At 30.0% G+C, this 17,758-nt stretch carries 7 protein-coding genes; all 7 read left to right on the forward strand.

Going from position 1 to position 17,758, the window contains the following annotated elements; genetic code table 11:
- Window positions 1-17 precede the first annotated feature (17 nt).
- The 7 genes from NMK29_RS01485 to NMK29_RS01515 all read left to right on the forward strand — a co-directional run bounded on the left by NMK29_RS01485 (window position 18) and on the right by NMK29_RS01515 (window position 17,341).
- Window positions 18-4,382, forward strand: coding sequence for a type I polyketide synthase (locus NMK29_RS01485; RefSeq protein ID WP_108802870.1), 4,365 nt, complete (start codon window positions 18-20; stop codon window positions 4,380-4,382).
- Window positions 4,382-7,750 carry a non-ribosomal peptide synthetase gene (locus NMK29_RS01490; protein WP_108802871.1) on the forward strand — a complete coding sequence of 1,123 codons (3,369 nt, stop codon included), beginning with the start codon at window positions 4,382-4,384 and terminating at the stop codon, window positions 7,748-7,750. Before NMK29_RS01485 ends, NMK29_RS01490 begins: the two co-directional genes overlap by 1 nt.
- Window positions 7,751-7,850: 100 nt before the next feature.
- A complete protein-coding gene (locus tag NMK29_RS01495) occupies window positions 7,851-9,458 on the forward strand; it encodes an MBL fold metallo-hydrolase (RefSeq protein ID WP_108802872.1) in 1,608 nt (535 codons plus the stop codon).
- Window positions 9,459-9,484: 26 nt separating this feature from the next.
- Window positions 9,485-12,814 (forward strand): non-ribosomal peptide synthetase, encoded by a 3,330-nt coding sequence (locus tag NMK29_RS01500; protein WP_108802873.1) that lies wholly within the window; start codon window positions 9,485-9,487, stop codon window positions 12,812-12,814.
- 91 nt (window positions 12,815-12,905) lie between these two features.
- Window positions 12,906-14,078: a condensation domain-containing protein gene (locus NMK29_RS01505; RefSeq protein ID WP_159092176.1), complete on the forward strand. Its 1,173-nt coding sequence runs from the start codon at window positions 12,906-12,908 to the stop codon at window positions 14,076-14,078.
- Window positions 14,079-14,199: 121 nt separating this feature from the next.
- Complete coding sequence (locus NMK29_RS01510) at window positions 14,200-16,599, forward strand: TonB-dependent receptor domain-containing protein (RefSeq protein WP_108802875.1); 2,400 nt, start codon at window positions 14,200-14,202, stop codon at window positions 16,597-16,599.
- On the forward strand, window positions 16,568-17,341 hold the full coding sequence (locus tag NMK29_RS01515; RefSeq protein ID WP_234424238.1) for a thioesterase II family protein: 774 nt from the start codon (window positions 16,568-16,570) through the stop codon (window positions 17,339-17,341). The genes NMK29_RS01510 and NMK29_RS01515 overlap by 32 nt, the downstream gene beginning before the upstream one ends.
- The last annotated feature ends 417 nt before the right edge of the window (window positions 17,342-17,758 follow it).

Raw genomic sequence — 17,758 nt, forward strand, 5'->3', positions numbered from 1 at the left:
TTTTAAAAGCATAAACGATGGGAAAAAAAGATATAGCTATAATAGGAGTTGCAGGACGATTTCACGGATCAGATAATATTAATCAATTTTGGGAAAATTTATATAATTCAAAAGAACTATTTAAATTTTTTACCAAAGAAGAATTGTTAAAATTAGGAGTAGATAAATCAGTAATTTATGATTCAAAATTTGTTCCTGTAGATTCAATTGTAAATAACGCAGAGAGTTTTGATTTCTCCTTTTTTGGTTACACCAAAGATGAAGCAAATTTGATGGATCCGCAAACCAGGGTTATGCATGAACTCGTATGGACTGGATTAGAGGATGCGGGCTGTGATCCGTTTAAATATTCCGAAAATATAGGTTTGTTTTTATCTGCATCTAACAATTTAAGATGGGTAGCACATGCATTAACTCAGAATACCGATGTAAATACTTTCTTTATTTCGCAAGTAACAAATAAAGAGTTTTTAAGTTCTTTAATATCCTATTCGTTAGATCTTAAAGGACCTAGTTATCATACTTCTACAGCTTGTTCAAGTTCTCTTACCTCTGTTCACTTGGCTTGCAGAAGTTTGTTAATGAGAGAATGCTCAATTGCAATTGCAGGTGGTATAAGTTTAAATTGTAAAAAGGACGTAGGGTATTTTCATAAAGAAGGAATGATAGAATCAATCGATGGACATTGTAAACCATTTGATAAGGATTCTACAGGAACTGTAGGAGGTAATGGTGGTGCTGTTGTTGTTTTTAAGAGATTAGAAGAAGCAATTAGAGATAAGGATAATATCTATGGCGTCGTTCGTGCTACAGCATCAAATAATGATGGTAAAAGAAAAGTAGGTTATACAGCTCCAAGTATTAAAGGACAGGTAGAATGTATCAATTTTGCACATAAAATGGCTAATGTCACCCCTGATTCAATTTCATATATTGAAACTCATGGTACAGGGACAAAGTTGGGAGATCCTATTGAAATTTCAGCTTTGAATAGAGCCTTTAATAATAACAACACACATAGATGTGCAATTGGGTCAGTAAAATCAAATATAGGACATCTTGATGCGGCAGCAGGAATAGCAGGTTTTGTTAAAACTTGTCTTTCTTTAAAAAACAAAAAAATACCAGCTTCTTTACACTTTAAAGAATCAAATCCTAAAATAAGCTTCAAATCAGGACCATTCTATGTTAATGATGAACTTAAAGATTGGCGTAGTCCTGATAATTCACCTCTTAGAGCTGGGGTTAGTAGTTTTGGAATTGGAGGAACCAATGTACATGTGATAATGGAAGAATATCCTTCTAAAAATCAAATACAAAGTAAATCATTAAGGTCGAATCACATATTCCCTTATACAGCTAAAACACCTTCTGCACTGGAAAGAAACAAAAAAAACATTGAAAATTTTATTGAGGAATCCAGTAAAAATGATTTGCTAAATCTGTCCTATACATTAAGTAAGGGACGTAAACATTTTGATTATCGTAATTTTTTGATTGGTGGCGTTGATGAAAATGAGTTAGAAAAAAAGGAAGTATATAAATCAACGATTAAAAAGAACGCTAACAAAATAACTTTTTTATTTCCAGGACAAGGAAGTCAATATTTTGAAATGGGAAGAGGACTCTATCACGAAGAACCTTTTTTCAAGTCAATTTTAGACAAAGGATTTAAGAAGTTAGAAGTTTTAACAAGCAAAAATTTTAAGTCAATTCTAGGTATAGAAATAGACCAAAATGAAAATGATGAATTGATCAACGAAACACGTTATACACAACCTTTAATTTTTTTAATTGAGTATGCTTTGGCTACCTATTTAAGATATCTAGGTATTGAGCCAACTTATATGATTGGTCATAGTCTGGGAGAATATGTTGCCGCTACAATTGCTGAGGTATTTCCTTTCGAGCAAGCTCTAGAAATTGTTGTAAAAAGAGCAGAACTTATGAATAGTGTTTCATCAGGTACAATGGTCTCTATAGGTGTATCTGCCAAAAAAGCTATTTCGTTTATTGGAGAAGATCTTTCGATTGCAGCAATAAACTCATCGGACTCTTGCGTGATTTCAGGAAGAAATGAAAAAATACAGGAATGTATTCAATATTTAGAGACAAATGATATTGACTACAAAATACTCAAAACATCCCACGCATTTCATTCAGATATGATGAATGGTATTTTATTTGAGTATGAAGAATTTTTGAAAAAGTTCTCTCTTTCAATTCCTACCATAGATTTTATTTCCAATCTTACAGGAAAACCAATAAAAAATGAAGAAGTAACTTCAACATCTTACTGGGTTAAACATCTTAGAGAAACGGTCCGTTTTTCTGAAGGATTAGAATACTTAAATAAAAAGGAAAACAATATTTTTATTGAAATCGGATCAGGAAAAACGCTAATACCTTATGTACGACAAAAGGAAAATATTAGAAATCAAGAAATGTTGTATTTATTAAGACCTAAGAATGAAACAGTAAATGATACCTTTCATTTTACAAGTGCATTAGGAAGACTATGGAGCTATGGCGTTGAATTAGATTGGGAAAAGTATTTTGAAAATCAGGATGCAAGAATAATTTCTGCACCAACTTATAGTTTTGACAGTACCTGTTTGGATTATAAAGTTGATCCTTATTCTGGAATTCAAACGCTTGCTCAAAGAAAAAATCTTTTTAAAGATTGGTTCTACGAAAAAAACTGGAAAAAATCGAAACTAAATAAAGAGAAATCATTGGATAGCAAAGGATTTTTGATCCTTTCGAATAATAAGTCAAGCTCCGCATTACAAACAAAATTAGAAACTCAGGGAGATACCTGTTTAGAATTGTTTTGTCAAACAGATGCAAAAGAAGGAACAACTATTGATAGTGTGAAATCATTATTCGAAACTATAAATAAACAAGATACTTACTTTAATAATATTGTATTAGATTTTTCTTTTGGAAATGATTTATCTCAATTAAGAAAGAATTTTACTTATTGTTTAAATATATGCAAGGAAATATTAGCATATTATCCAGAGAAAAGAAAAAAAATAACACTTTTATCAGATTTTAACAATGAAGTATTAGGGGGAGAAAAACTTAATATTTCTGTATCCGTAATCAGTAGCCTTTTTAAAGTATTATCACAAGAAAACCCACATATATTATTTTCTGAATTAGATATTGTTGATAGATCAAATTCTTTTGAAGAAACAATTCAGGATATTACAGAAGAGATAAAATATAATTTTCAAGATGTCAAAGTTGCTTATAGAAATAGATATAGATGGGTAGAGTTTTATGATAATATCGTATTGTCTTCTGATAAAAAAATAAACCTAAGTGAAGAGAAAATATATCTAATAACTGGAGGTTTAGGGCATTTAGGATATACAATAGCATCTCATCTAAGTACAAAATATAATGCTACAATAATTTTGACGGGGAGATCAGGAGTTCCATCAGAAAATACATGGGATACTTTTGTTATTAATTCGGAGTCAGAAGAAAGTTTGGTAAAAAAAGTAAAAAGATTAAAGAGTTTAAAGGAACAAAATCAAAAAATCCATTATTACCAAATGGATGTTTCTGATATGGAAGAAATGAAATCTGTAGTACAGATTATAGAAAATAATGTTGGCAAAATTTCAGGAGTTATTCATGCAGCTGGAGTCATTGATAATTATTCCTTTAAACCTTTAGAAAATATAGATATAACTAATATCGAAACACATTTTAACCCTAAGGTAAATGGAACACTTAATCTTTACGAAAATTTTAAAGATAAGGAATTGGATTTTGTTTGGATCAGCTCAAGTCTTTCATCAATATTAGGAGGATTAACTTATGGTTCTTATGCGGCTTCTAATAAATTTATCGACGCATTTATCGAAAATAACAAAGGATTATATAATTGGAAGTCCGTTAATTTAGACGGTTTAGGTAACAGAGCAATTAGAGATCATGAATTAATACAAATATTTGAAGAAACCTTAGTTTCAGATAATTATAATCAAACGATAATCAGCATAACTGATCCAAATAAGTTCAAGTTAGAGCCGAAAAAAGAAAGTAAAGAGGAGAAAGTAACCTTGATACAAGAAGATTATATGCCACCCGTCACTAAAACTCAAAAAGATTTATGTGAAATATGGGAATCTTTTTTCGGGTACAATCAAATAGGAATTACCAACAGTTTTTTTGATTTAGGAGGTGATTCTTTAAAAGCAATGACATTAGTAAAAAGAATTCAAAGAAAGTTTGATATAGAGATTAACTTATTGGATTTTTTTAATAAACCAAATATAGAAGAGCTTGCAAAAGAAATAGATAGAGCAAAGAATATTTTAAGTCTGAAGAAGGAATCAACTAAGAAAAATAAAATCACTATTTAATGGAAGAGTTACTTAAAATATTGGCAAAAGAAGATATTAGCATTTCAGTTACTAATGAAAAGGAACTAGAATTAAATTATGATGGCGATTATATCGATGAAACCTTATTACAAGAAATAAGAAAATACAAAAATGACTTAATAGCGTATTTGAGTAAGTATAAAAAGGCGAATCAACATTGTACTATTCAACCAGTAAATGAAAGAACAAAATATAGAGCATCTTTTGGGCAAAAAAGAATATGGTTATTAAGTCAACACAAAGAAGGTTCTGCAGCTTACAACCTGTCTAATTTAAGAGAGATTAAGAATTGTGATACTCTAAAATTTAAAAAAGCACTAGAATGCTTGATTGAACGTCATGAATCACTAAGAACAGTTTTTAATCTTGGAGAAGATGGTCACTTATATCAACATATACAAGAACCCAATGAAATAAAATCTTTTTTTGAATGTAGAGATTATAGAGATAAATCAGAAGAGGATATCAAAAATGAAATAAGGGAATATGCTAAAGTTCCATTTGATCTAACTACCGGACCACTTTTTAAAGTGTACTTGTTTCAAAAGAATTCTGAAGATTATATCATGTATTATAATATGCATCACATTATTAGTGATGGTTGGTCACTGGATGTAGTTATTAATGACATGATGATTTTTTATAAATCACTGTTGAAAGAAGAAAAAGTGCAAGTAGAACCTTTATCAATTCAATATAAGGATTTTGCGTCATGGCAACTGGAATCTTTTGAGAATGGATCTTTGAATAAAGAAAGAGCATATTGGTTAGAAAGTCTTAAAGGGAACATTCCTTTATTAAACCTTTCTAAAACAAAAAAAAGACCAGAAGTAAAAACTTTTAATGGAGAAAAGTTACAAACCATCCTTAATATTGAAGTAACCAGTAAAATACGTGAATTCATAAAGGAACATAAAGGAAGCACCTATTCATTTTTGTTAACTATGTGGAATATATTGTTATATAAATATACTGGTGAAAAAGAATTTGTCATAGGTGTTCCTGTTGCTGGGAGAGGACTGGAGGAGTTGGAAAATCAAATAGGATTTTATGTTAATACTATTCCGTTAAAAAATAGCGTAAATTCGGAAGATAGTTTTTTGGAAACATTCAGTAGAATTAGTAAAAGAATGCTGGAAGGGATTTCAAATCAGATGTGTCCTTTAGATAAAATTATAGAAGATCTGAAGATTCCGAAGGATATAAGTAGAAACCCTTTGTTTGATATACTGTTGACATATCAAAATATCAGAAAAAAGAAAATTGAACCTGATCAGGAAATAGCGTTAGAAACTATAAAGCTTGATAAAACAACAACTAATGCTAAGTTGGATTTGGATATTGATTTTCTGGAGCATCAAAATTACATAACTCTTGAGGTAACATATAATACGGATATATGCGAAGAGAATTTTGTAAGAGAGTTGATAAAGCGTTTTAAAAAAGTAGTAGATTTTGTATTAGTTAATAATGAGTCGTATATAAAGGATATTAAGTACTTGTCGGATGGAGAAAGAACATTTTTAATAAATAAATTAAATCAAACAAATGAGAATTTTAATCTTGATCTCACCGTTCTGGATTTATTCAAAAAACAAGTAAAAAGTAATCCAAATGCTATTGCTATTGCATACAATAATGGAACTTTAACCTTTGCAGAATTAGATAAGTTATCAAATCAATTGGCTAATGGTTTAAAGAAAGAATATGGAGTAGGTAAACTAGACGTAATAGCTATTTATTTGGAACAAGAAGAGCGGAGTGTTATTTCATTGTTAGGAATATTGAAACTAGGAGCAACCTATGTTTATGTAGCACCTGAAATGCCACAAGAAAGGAAAGAATTTATTCTCAAAGATTCAAAAGCTAAATTAGTCATAACAGATGTTGAGTTTAAACCTGATATTAATGATATTCATTTTTCGGGGGAAATATTTGTAATTGATGCAAATTTTGAGTCTTCCTGGGATACTTCGATAGTATATTCTATTTCTTCCAAAGAAATTCCAGCGTATCTTATTTATACGTCAGGTTCAACAGGAACTCCTAAAGGTGTAGTAGTTTCCCATGGCTCTCTTGTCAATTATTTGGAATGGGCTAGAATTTATTATTCAGATAATGGAACGGTGAATCTTAGTTTTGGTCTATTTACATCATTGACCTTTGATCTTACTATAACTAGTTTGTTTTTACCTCTTGTTAGTGGAAACACATTGACAATATTTAAAGCTAAGGAAGGTGTTTCTACAAAGCTAGAAAAATATATTAATAGCAATATAGCCTGTATTAAATTAACACCAGCGCATATTGATGTTTTAAATTTAATAGAAATACCAAATCAAAGTAGAATTTCGGTTGCGATTGTAGGTGGAGATACATTAAAACCCCATCATATCGGTATTTTGAAAAATATCAATCCTGATATTAAAATTTATAATGAATATGGCCCTACAGAAGCTACCGTTGGCTGTGTGGTTAAAGAAATTACAAGTCAGAATGAAAAAATACTCATAGGAAAACCTGTAGCAAATACCCAAATAATGATTTTATCAGAAGATCTGGAACTAATGCCTTTTGGAGAAGTTGGGGAAATTTGTATTGGCGGAGTACAATTAGCACAAGGTTATCTAAACAAACCCAAACTTACCAAAGAAAAATTTGTTGTGAATCCATTCAATATAAATGAGAGATTATATAGAACAGGTGATTTGGGACGATGGTTACCAAATGAAAACATTGATTTTTTAGGAAGAGTGGATCATCAGGTGAAAATAAATGGCCATAGAATTGAAACAGGAGAGATCGAATCTGCTTTATTAGATATTTATAATATACAACAAGCTGTTGTTATTGCAGTTGAGAATAGCAACGGAACGTTACAATTGGTTGGATACTTAGTAAGTGATGATGAAATTGACCAACATGAGATTCAGAATGTTCTATCGAAGAAACTTCCAGAATATATGATTCCTAAAATTTATGTAAAGCTGGAAGAGATACCTTTAACCCATAATGGAAAAATAGATCGAAAAGGGCTGCCAGATCCGGTTTTTGATATAGAATATGTACCTCCTTCAAGTCAAATGGAAAAAACAATTACAGAATTGTGGCAGGAAAATTTGAATATAGAAAAAATAGGAATCCATGATAATTTCTATAGTTTGGGAGGGGATAGTTTAAAAGCGATACGAATTAAAATAGAAATATATAACAAGTTTGATATTGACTTTGAAATAGCAGAACTGTTCATGTACACCACAATCAAAAAACTTTCAGAAGAGATTGTTTCCAGGCAATTAAAAAAAGAAGAAACTCTAGGAGAAGTAGTAGATAAGGTAACGATCTAAATCCAACTTTTACTTAAAAATCATTTTTAAACAATAAATAGTTAGCTGACCTATAGAAATATGGGGTGGTATCTTATTAAATAAAATCAAATAATTAATCATGAGTGAAAATAGTAACAAAAAATCATATTTAAAGTTAAATGTAGCAATAGAAGCATTGATAGACAGGTGGTATGCTTGGTCTCATTTGGTTTCACCAGCAACTGCTGCTCTGAATATTAAAGAAAGACATATTAAAATAATGGAATCTTATATAAAGAATCCAAAAATTCATCAAGCAGCGGTTAAAAAGCCTGAAATGATGGGAGGCCCATTTATAGATTATGATGGCGGTAGAGTAGAAGAAATAAAAGAACTATTAGAAGAAACCAAAAAGAAAAGAACAAAATCTCTTGAATTGACTGAGGCCATTCATGGATTAAATGAATTGTTACAAAATGAGGCTGATGGACATTCTTTAGATTCTTTGTATCCAAAAGTTCCCAACGAACTTAAAGGGCTTGTAGAACTTTATTATGATTTAAATAATCAACCTAATTTCAGGTTTTTTGAATCTTTATTATATAATACAGAATACTATGATCAGTCAACACAAACCATTTCTTTACAACTTGTAGACGCTGATGATTCAAGGTCTTTTGTACTTAGCACACCAAGATTAGATGATAATCACTTATTACATCTGGATATACCTTTTAATAATAAGTTGATTGATGATTTATTCAGGATGAAAAGAATACCTGGAGATTATGAAAAAATAAAAGAAGATATAGGAATTAAACCTGATCAGGAAGAATTATTTGAAAGCCTTTTTACAGAAGAACCTCCTAAAAAATATGAAGGATATACCGGAAATGGAATCAGAACGAGATATTTTGGACATGCTTGTGTTCTGGTTGAAACTAATGAAATATCTATATTGGTGGATCCTGTTATTAGTTACGATGGCTATGAGACTGACGTTAACAGGTATACGGTTAATGATTTACCTGAAGTAATAGACTACGTGTTAATAACACATAATCATCAGGATCATGTATTGTTAGAAACCTTACTTCAATTAAGACATTGTATTAAGAATATTGTAGTTCCAAGTAGCGGAAAAGGAAACTTACAAGATCCTAGCCTTAAATTAATGTTTAAAGCTATAGGGTTTGATAATGTAATTGAATTGGATGATATGGAATCTGTTACACGTGATAAATGTGTTATTACTGGAATTCCTTTTTTGGGAGAACACAGTGATATAGATGTTCGATCAAAACTTTCCTTTCATGTTTCATTACATAATGACTTCAAAGTGTTGTTTGTAGCTGATTCTTGTAATGTAGAACCCAAAGTATACGAAAGAGTTCATGAGGTTTTAGGAGATACAGATGTGATTTTCTTGGGAATGGAGTGTGATGGAGCACCATTGTCCTGGCTTTATGGACCTCTGATGTTTGAAAAATTAGAAAGATCAAAAGATCAATCTAGGAGATTAGCGGGTTGTGATTATGATCAGGGGATATCACTCATTAATATATTTAATCCTAAAAATGTATTTGTTTATGCCATGGGCTTAGAACCTTGGCTACAGTTTATTAGTTCTATAAAATATACCGATGAATCCAAGCCAATTATAGAATCAAACAGGTTAGTAGAAAAATGTATTGAACAAGGTAGAGATGCTGAAAGACTTTTTGGAGAGAAAACAATAGAATACTAATTCTTTAATTTAATTAAGATATAGATATGGAAGCTATAACAAAGGTTCTTCTTGAATTTGAAGAGAAAAAAATAAAACTGGAGTACAAAGAGGATAAGCTGGATATAATTTCTTACGGAGGTATTATTGATAAGGATATTATTGATAAAGTAAAGTTTCATAAAAAGGAAATAATAGAGCATTTGAAATCCAATAATGAAACTAAACGTCTACATATAAGTCCGGTTTCTGAAAAAAACTGTTATCCATTATCGAGTCAACAATTTCGATTATGGGCGGTGAGTCAATTTCAAGAAGCATCTATAGCTTATAATTCATATGGTTATTTTAATTTGGATAAGAACCTTAATATAGAAATATTCAAACAATCTGTATTGGCGACTATCGAAAGATTCGAAATATTAAGAACTATTTTTAAGAAAGAAGAGTCTGGAGAGGTTAAACAGTATATAGTTCCTTTTGATAGTTTTGATTTTCAAATTCAAACATACAATAGTAAAGATGAAAATGATTATTGGCTTACCCTAATTCAAGAAGATATCTCTATAGAATTTGATTTAGAAAAAGGGCCATTGATTAGAGCAAAGTTGTTTGAACTATCAAAAGGAGGATTCATCTTCTATTACAATATGCATCATATCATTACCGATGATTGGTCAAATAAGGTTTTGGCAAAAGAAATTCAATCTCATTATGAAGCTTTATTAAGAAACGTCAATTTTAAGAAAAAACCACTCCATATTCAATATAAAGATTATGCAGTATGGCAGCTTAAAAATTTGAAAAGTGAGAAGTTTAAGGAACATCGGAATTATTGGAAACAGAAATTGTCTGGAGAACTATCTCGAATAGATTTAACGTCTAAGAAAGTAAGACCAAAATTTAAAACAAATAACGGGAAAAAGTTGAGGGTATTTTTGTCAGCTCCTCTAACTAGGGGTATTGATGAACTTACATTAGAAAATAATGGGAGTTTATTTATAAGTCTTCTCTCATTTATCAATGTAGCATTATATAAATATACTTCTCAATCTGATATTATTATTGGTACTCCTATTGAAGGAAGAAATCAGCTAGAATTGCTGGATCAAATAGGTTTTTTTGTTAATACGACTCCATTAAGAAATATTGTTGATCCTAGTGATAGCTTTCTTGATTTTTATGAAAAAGTTAAAAATTCTACTTTAGAATCATATAAGCATTCTTCATATCCATTTGATCAAATTGTAGATGCTTTAGGTTTGGATTATGATATGAGCCGGACTCCTATTTATGATGTCTCAATTACTTTACACGAAGAACAGAAGGGGAATAGTATTGGTGTGAAGAAGGAACCATCAACAATTATGGATATGGGGACAGTAAGTAGCAAAAATGATATAGAGTTTCATTTTCAAAAAGTAGCAGATCAAATTTTATTAGAACTTACCTATAATGAAGATGTTTATGACCAAAAATTAATGGAAGGGCTAGTCATTCATTTTCAACAATTGGTCAAAAATGTAATTGCAACCCCAAAAGAAACAATTAAACAATTAGATCTTCTGAATGAAAGTGAAAAGGAAGAGCTTTTATTTGAATTTAATGACACTAAATTAGAAATACCAGAAGACACATCTATTTTGGAATTGTTTAATAATCAAGTTTTAAAAAAACCTAATAATACAGCCGTATTTTTTGAAAACAAAACCTTGACATATAAAGAGTTGGATGAAATAACCAATCGACTTGGGAATTGTTTAATTGAGAAATATAAAGTTACAAAGGGAGATTTTGTAGGAGTTCATTTAGAGCGTAGCGAGTGGGCCATAATAGCTATTTTGGCTATTTTAAAATCTGGATGTGCATATGTTTTTATTGATCCAACTTATCCTGAAGGAAGAAAACAATTTATAGTAGAAGATGCAAATATAAATTTGATACTCGTAAGTTCTACCTATATGTTTGACATGGACTTTTATCCTCATTCACTTTTGACTTTGGATATAGAATTCTCAGAAGAAGATTACTCGATCGAAAGACCAAAGGTTTCCTTATCATCTGAAAACATAGGATATGTTATATATACATCAGGATCGACTGGGATTCCCAAAGGAGTAGAGATTACTCACAATAATTTGGTTTCCTCTATTTATGCAAGAAATAATTTTTATGATGGATTAAACTCTTACTTATTAGTTCCATCTTTTTCTTTTGATTCATCAGTTGCAGTTATTTGGGATTGTTTAACAAATGGAAGTACTCTTTATGTGGTTAGTGATTTTGATTTAAAAGATTTAACCTTTATCGAAAGCTTAATTATTCAGGAAAGAATTGAAGGAATTTTATGTGTTCCTTCTTATTATGAAATGATATTAAATCATTTCAGAAAGAAACCAGAATCAATGAAGCGAATTATTCTGGCAGGAGAATCTTTGAAAGAATATATTGTTCAGAAACATTATGATTTCTTACCATCTTGTAAACTGTATAATGAATATGGCCCAACAGAAAATACAGTATGGTCTACCGTGACAGAAATTGAAAAGGATGTAGAAGTCATTACAATTGGTTCACCGATTGCGAACACAGTTGTTTACATTCTTGATAAGCATGGAAAACTTGTTCCTAAAGGCGTAACAGGAGAAATCTATGTTTCAGGTAAAAATGTTGCGAAAGGGTATCTGAACCGTCCAGAATTAAACGATCAGAAATTTTTGTACAATAAAAGCATTAGCGAGGAAAGATTATACAAGACTGGTGATTTAGGACGTTGGACACAAAATGGAACTATAGAGTTTATAGGAAGAGATGATGATCAGGTTAAAATCAATGGATATCGAATAGAATTAGGAGAGATAGAAAATAAGCTACTGGAAATTGATGGTGTGGACCAAAGTGTAGTTTTAATAAATGAAAATGGAAACGTAGAAAAGGAAATAATTGCTTTTATAGTGTTGTCTGATAACAATTTAACAATCCCTTCTTTAAGAAAACTTTTGTCTGAAAATACTTTGAGTTATATGTTACCTAATCATATAATTGAAGTAGATGAAATGAAATTAACGCATAATGGAAAAATAGATAAAAAAGGATTATTAAGGTACTATAGAGAATCATATTTAGGAAGTAAAAATATAGTTTCTCCTAGAAATGAGTTAGAAGTCAAATTAGTTGAAGCTTGGAAAGAAGCATTGGGAAAAAGCGAAATAGGAATTGAAGATGACTTTTTTGAAATAGGAGGAACGTCTTTGAAATTGATTGAAATTTTAATGAAGCTAAGCAAGGATGGGATCAAAATAGAAGTTCAGGACTTTATTAATAATCTTACTATTAAGGAAATTGCTGCTTTAACATCTGATAAGGTTTTGTCATAAACTCCTGTTTTAATTAAGTTATTAACGTTTTAAATTAAAGATGGTCTTAGACAATATTAGATATTTTGAGCTTTCGGAAAACCAAAAATATATGCTGCATCCCAGTGCTATAGCATTATTTTCATTAATAAAAATAAAAAAAAGATCATTAAAAGATTTTGAAGAAGAGTTTAGAGACTTTATCAGCTATCACCCTTCGCTTTGCACAATTTTTAATACTCGAGGAGATATCGTTATCCAGGCTTATGTAAAGCCAGCTAAGGTTAAAGTTAGGTTTGTTTATGAATTATCAATAAACGATAGCAAAGAAATTAATCAAGTTTTATTAGCTCCATTCAATGTTTTTGATGAAGAAATCATACGAGTAGTTGTAGTAGAAAACAAGAACGAAATTGGGTTATATATTAGCATGCCTTATGCAATAATAGATGCTCAAAGTAAGTTGATTTTAAGCAAAGACATCAAAACCCATTTTGATGGAGATATTAAATTAGAAAGACAATCTTTTTCTAATTTGGACTTTATTAAAAGTCAAAAGAAATTTCTTGTTTCTAAAGAAGGAGAAGCTAATAGACGATACTGGAGAGAGGTATTAAAAAGTTATACCATAGGGAATGGCGTTTTTCTACCACAGGGTGATAAAAATAAATATGTAAGTCAAAAGTTTATAGTAACCGAGGTTCATTTCGAAAAACTTAATTCGGTGACTAACAAATTTAAGTTACCAGTCACTGCAATTATGTTAGGTTTTTTTCAAAATCTAATATCTCTTTTGTACTCAGATTCGTTGTTTTTTAATGTCAGAATGAATGGTAGAGATAATTCTTACATAGATCTTGATGCTAATAATTTTGTCGGTGTTATGAACAATACACTTCCAATTCCTGTATTAAAAAACACTTCTATTGATATTAAGAAATATTTGTATGAATGTTTTGGAATATATTGTGAGGCAAGAATGAATCAGAGGGTTCCATTTACTGTAATAGATCAAGATTTTAACAAAATTCATAATTCAAATATTGATCAATTCATTGCAGGTACATTCAATTTCAATGTTTTAGAAGGAGACTTAGTTGTAAGTCGAAATCACACGAAAAAAAACAAAGAAATATATGCAAAAGAGTCTATAATTTTAAATTGTTATCAGCATAACAATGCCTTAGAATTAGAATTACTCTGCCTCAACGAAATATATAATAAGAACTCTACTTTGCTAGATCTTCCATCATATCTTGGATTATTCTTAAAGATATTAGAATAATTTAAGTTACCCACAATAATTTTTAAAACAGTTTCAAAGCCATTATTGAAGGTGTCGTGTAAAAAATTACCCCAAAAAAATAGCCTACATCAAATTGAATTTCAAATAAAAAAAATTAAAAATGATTATTAAAAAAAAATCTTGGAAAATTGTAATTAACTTCATAGTATTATTTTTACCATTAATTACATTTTGTCAATATAAGGTTAACGGAACAATAAAAGATAGTAACGGAACTATTCCGTTTGCTAATATATTAGTAAAAAGCACTTCGAATAATCTTGTAACTGGCGCTATAACCGATAAAGCAGGAACCTTTACTATAGATCTTAACCAAGGCTTATATACTTTAACGATAAGTCATGTAGGATATCAAAATCTAGAAAAGCAAATTGAGATAAATAGTGACCTAGATTTAGGAGAACTATCTTTAGTTTTTGATAATGAACTAGATGAGGTTCTTATTGTTAAAAATAAGGAACGCATAGTACAAAAAGTAGATCGTTTGGTGTTTAATAACGAAAATAATGGGATGACCAGCGGTGGAACAGGACTTGATGTTCTTAGAGTAGCTCCAGGAGTTACTATTAGTGATGATCAATTGGTAATGATTGGTAAGAGTGGAATGCGATTAATGGTAGATGGCAAATTAGTACCACTATCTGGAAACGATCTGGTAAGTTATATATCTTCGATTTCGGCAGATGATGTAAAAGAGGTAGAAATTATTACCAACCCTCCAGCAAAGTATCAAGCTGAAGGAAATAGTGGACTTATAAATATCATCTACAAAAGAAATACAGAAAAAATATGGAACAACAGAATAAACCTTTCGTATACTCAAGCAAAATATGCAATATATAATCTGAATAATAACTTTAGCTATAATAAAAACAAAGTAAAACTATTATTAGGTGTTAATGCTACTTTAGGTGATAACGAAGTCCAAAGAAATACAGAAATTAATTATGACCGAGGCTTATGGGAACTTGATCGAGTTGATAAATGGAGAGAAGATAAATTGGCTACTCGTTTAATGATTGATTATAGTATTTCTGATAAAACAACAATGGGAGTACAATATTTAAATAGTTTATGGGTTCCAGATATAGATATTAGGAATGTTAATAATGTATTTGAAGGGAGCCAGTTGGATTCTATTTATAAAGGATCAACTAACTATGATGTATATGGGGCGTACAATGCAGCCAATTTAAATTTTACTCATAAACTAGATACCTTAGGGCGTAAAATATCAATAGATTTGGATTTTTTCAGAAATAAGAAAAATGAAGAAATTGACGTTTTGACCACTTCATTTAATTCTGATGGCGTTAGAATAAACGATGTATTTTCTAATTTAAATATTTCAAATGAGGACTTAAAGAATTATAGTGGAAGAATAGATGTAGAATATCCACTATCTACCGTGAATCTTTCATTTGGTGGAAGAATAAATCATTCAGAGAGCTTATATAAAATTGATAATTTCAATACATTGTCAGGAAACAACGTGTTGAACCCACAATTTGGAGATGATTTTAAATATCTTGAGACTCAACAAGCTGTATATATAAATGCAACTAAAAAATTAGGAAAAAAAGTTGATATGCAACTTGGATTGCGATTAGAGAACACAGAAACTGAAGGAATTTCTTTTATAGAAGATACTGTTAACGAGTTTGATTATTTAAGATTATTTCCAACATTTTATATATCATATAAAAAGGATAAAAAAAATACATTTTCTTTTAACTATGGGAGACGAATTAGAAGACCGTTGTATTATGAATTAAGTCCCGTTAGAAGATATTATACAAATACATTTTTTGTTGATGGAAACCCATTATTGAGACCATCTTTTTCAGATAATATGGAGCTTTCATATTCCCATAAACGAAAATTCTTTTCAAGAGCTTTTCTAAGTATAGAATCAGATGGTTTTGGAGAAGTAGCTATTATTAACGAAAACTCGGACGAACAGGCTAATAGTATTGAGAATTATTATACCCTATATAACTATGGGATAAATACTTACTATATATTTAATAAATTGAATTGGTTGGAAAGCCAAAATGGGTTTTATATTTTAGGGAGTGATGTTAAGTTTGAAAGAGAAATAAACACTAGAACTCAACAAGGGCTTAGATTTTATTTTGAAACTAATAATACATTGCACTTAAATCCTAAAAAAACCATTAGGGCCCAAGTAAATTATAGTTATAGTTCTCCTTATAATAAAAACCAATTTGAATATGCCGAAAGACATAAGTTAGATCTTTCTTTTCAGTTCCAACTACTTAATAAAAGTCTTCAGTTGACCGCAGGTGCTTTTGACATTCTGAGATTAAATGAATTAGGGAAAACATCTTTTGTGAATGATATAAGACAGTCATCCAGAGTATACATGAGGGATCGATCCGTAAGACTTTCTCTGATGTACAAATTTGGAAACAAGAAAATCAAAGTAAGAGAAAGGAAGTTTGGAAATGAAGAAGAAAAGAGAAGATCTGGAAATTAAACATTATAAAATGACTAAAAAAGTACAGTTGTTTTTACTTCATTTTGCGGGAGGGAGCTCTTATTCTTTTGATTTTTTAAAAAAATATAATTCGGAATTATTTGAATTTTCACCCCTTGAATTACCTGGAAGAGGAAAAAGGTTTGATCAAGATTTTTTAGAAAACAAGCAAAGCTGTGTAAAGGATTATGTTCGACAAATTAAAAGTTTTAGAAATAATGATGTACCTTATATTATATATGGGCATAGTATGGGGGCCACTTTAGGGTTAAGTGTCGCTTTCGAAATGGAAAAAACAGGTGATAGTCCAATGCAGTTAATTGTTTCCGGTAATCCAGGTCCAGGTGTTTCAAATGATGTAAACGATGAAGAACCAAAAATCCGTCACAAGTTGAATGATGAAGATTTTAAACAAGAAATTATTTCATTAGGCGGAATACCTAAAGAAGTGATCAATAATGATGAATTTTTTAAGTTCTTTATTCCCATTTTAAGAGCTGATTTTACAGTGGTTGAAACTGATCGGGAATATGAAAAAAACACTATGATTAAGATACCAATTTATGCCTTAATGGGATCCGAAGAAAGGAAAAAAGAGAATATTGAAAATTGGAATAATTTCACTTCTGGTCATTTTCAATTTCAAATCTTAAGTGGAGATCATTTTTTTATATATGACCATCCACAAAAAATAACAGAGATAATTAAAAAATGCTTGATTAGCACAGGAGTAATATATTAAAAATACCTGCACTAAATCGCAAAATCCGCAATACTCATTTGTTTAATAATCACAACAAGATTATTACTAAGGATTTAAAAATTTTGCGTCATTAAATTTCCTGTTCCCCTTATTAAGCAAAGAGTGTTTCTTTATCGGTGATAAAACAAAAAACAGGAAAACTAATTGAGAAACATTCCTACTCATCATATATTATATAGAATATTTACAGCCTTATTTCATTCTTTTAATGCTATTCATAATATCGATCAACTCTAAATCAATAGTAATAAACTGTTGATCTAATTTCATTCATTGACTTTAAAAATAATTACATAGTGATCTAGATCAGATTGCCGTGCCAAATAAATACATCGTAGGAATTAATAATCATGCACTTCTAAAAGTGATAAAATAAATCATGTCTTCACAGTAAAA

Origin of the sequence: Aquimarina sp. Aq107, assembly GCF_943733665.1 — a bacterium.
Lineage (GTDB): Bacteria > Bacteroidota > Bacteroidia > Flavobacteriales > Flavobacteriaceae > Aquimarina.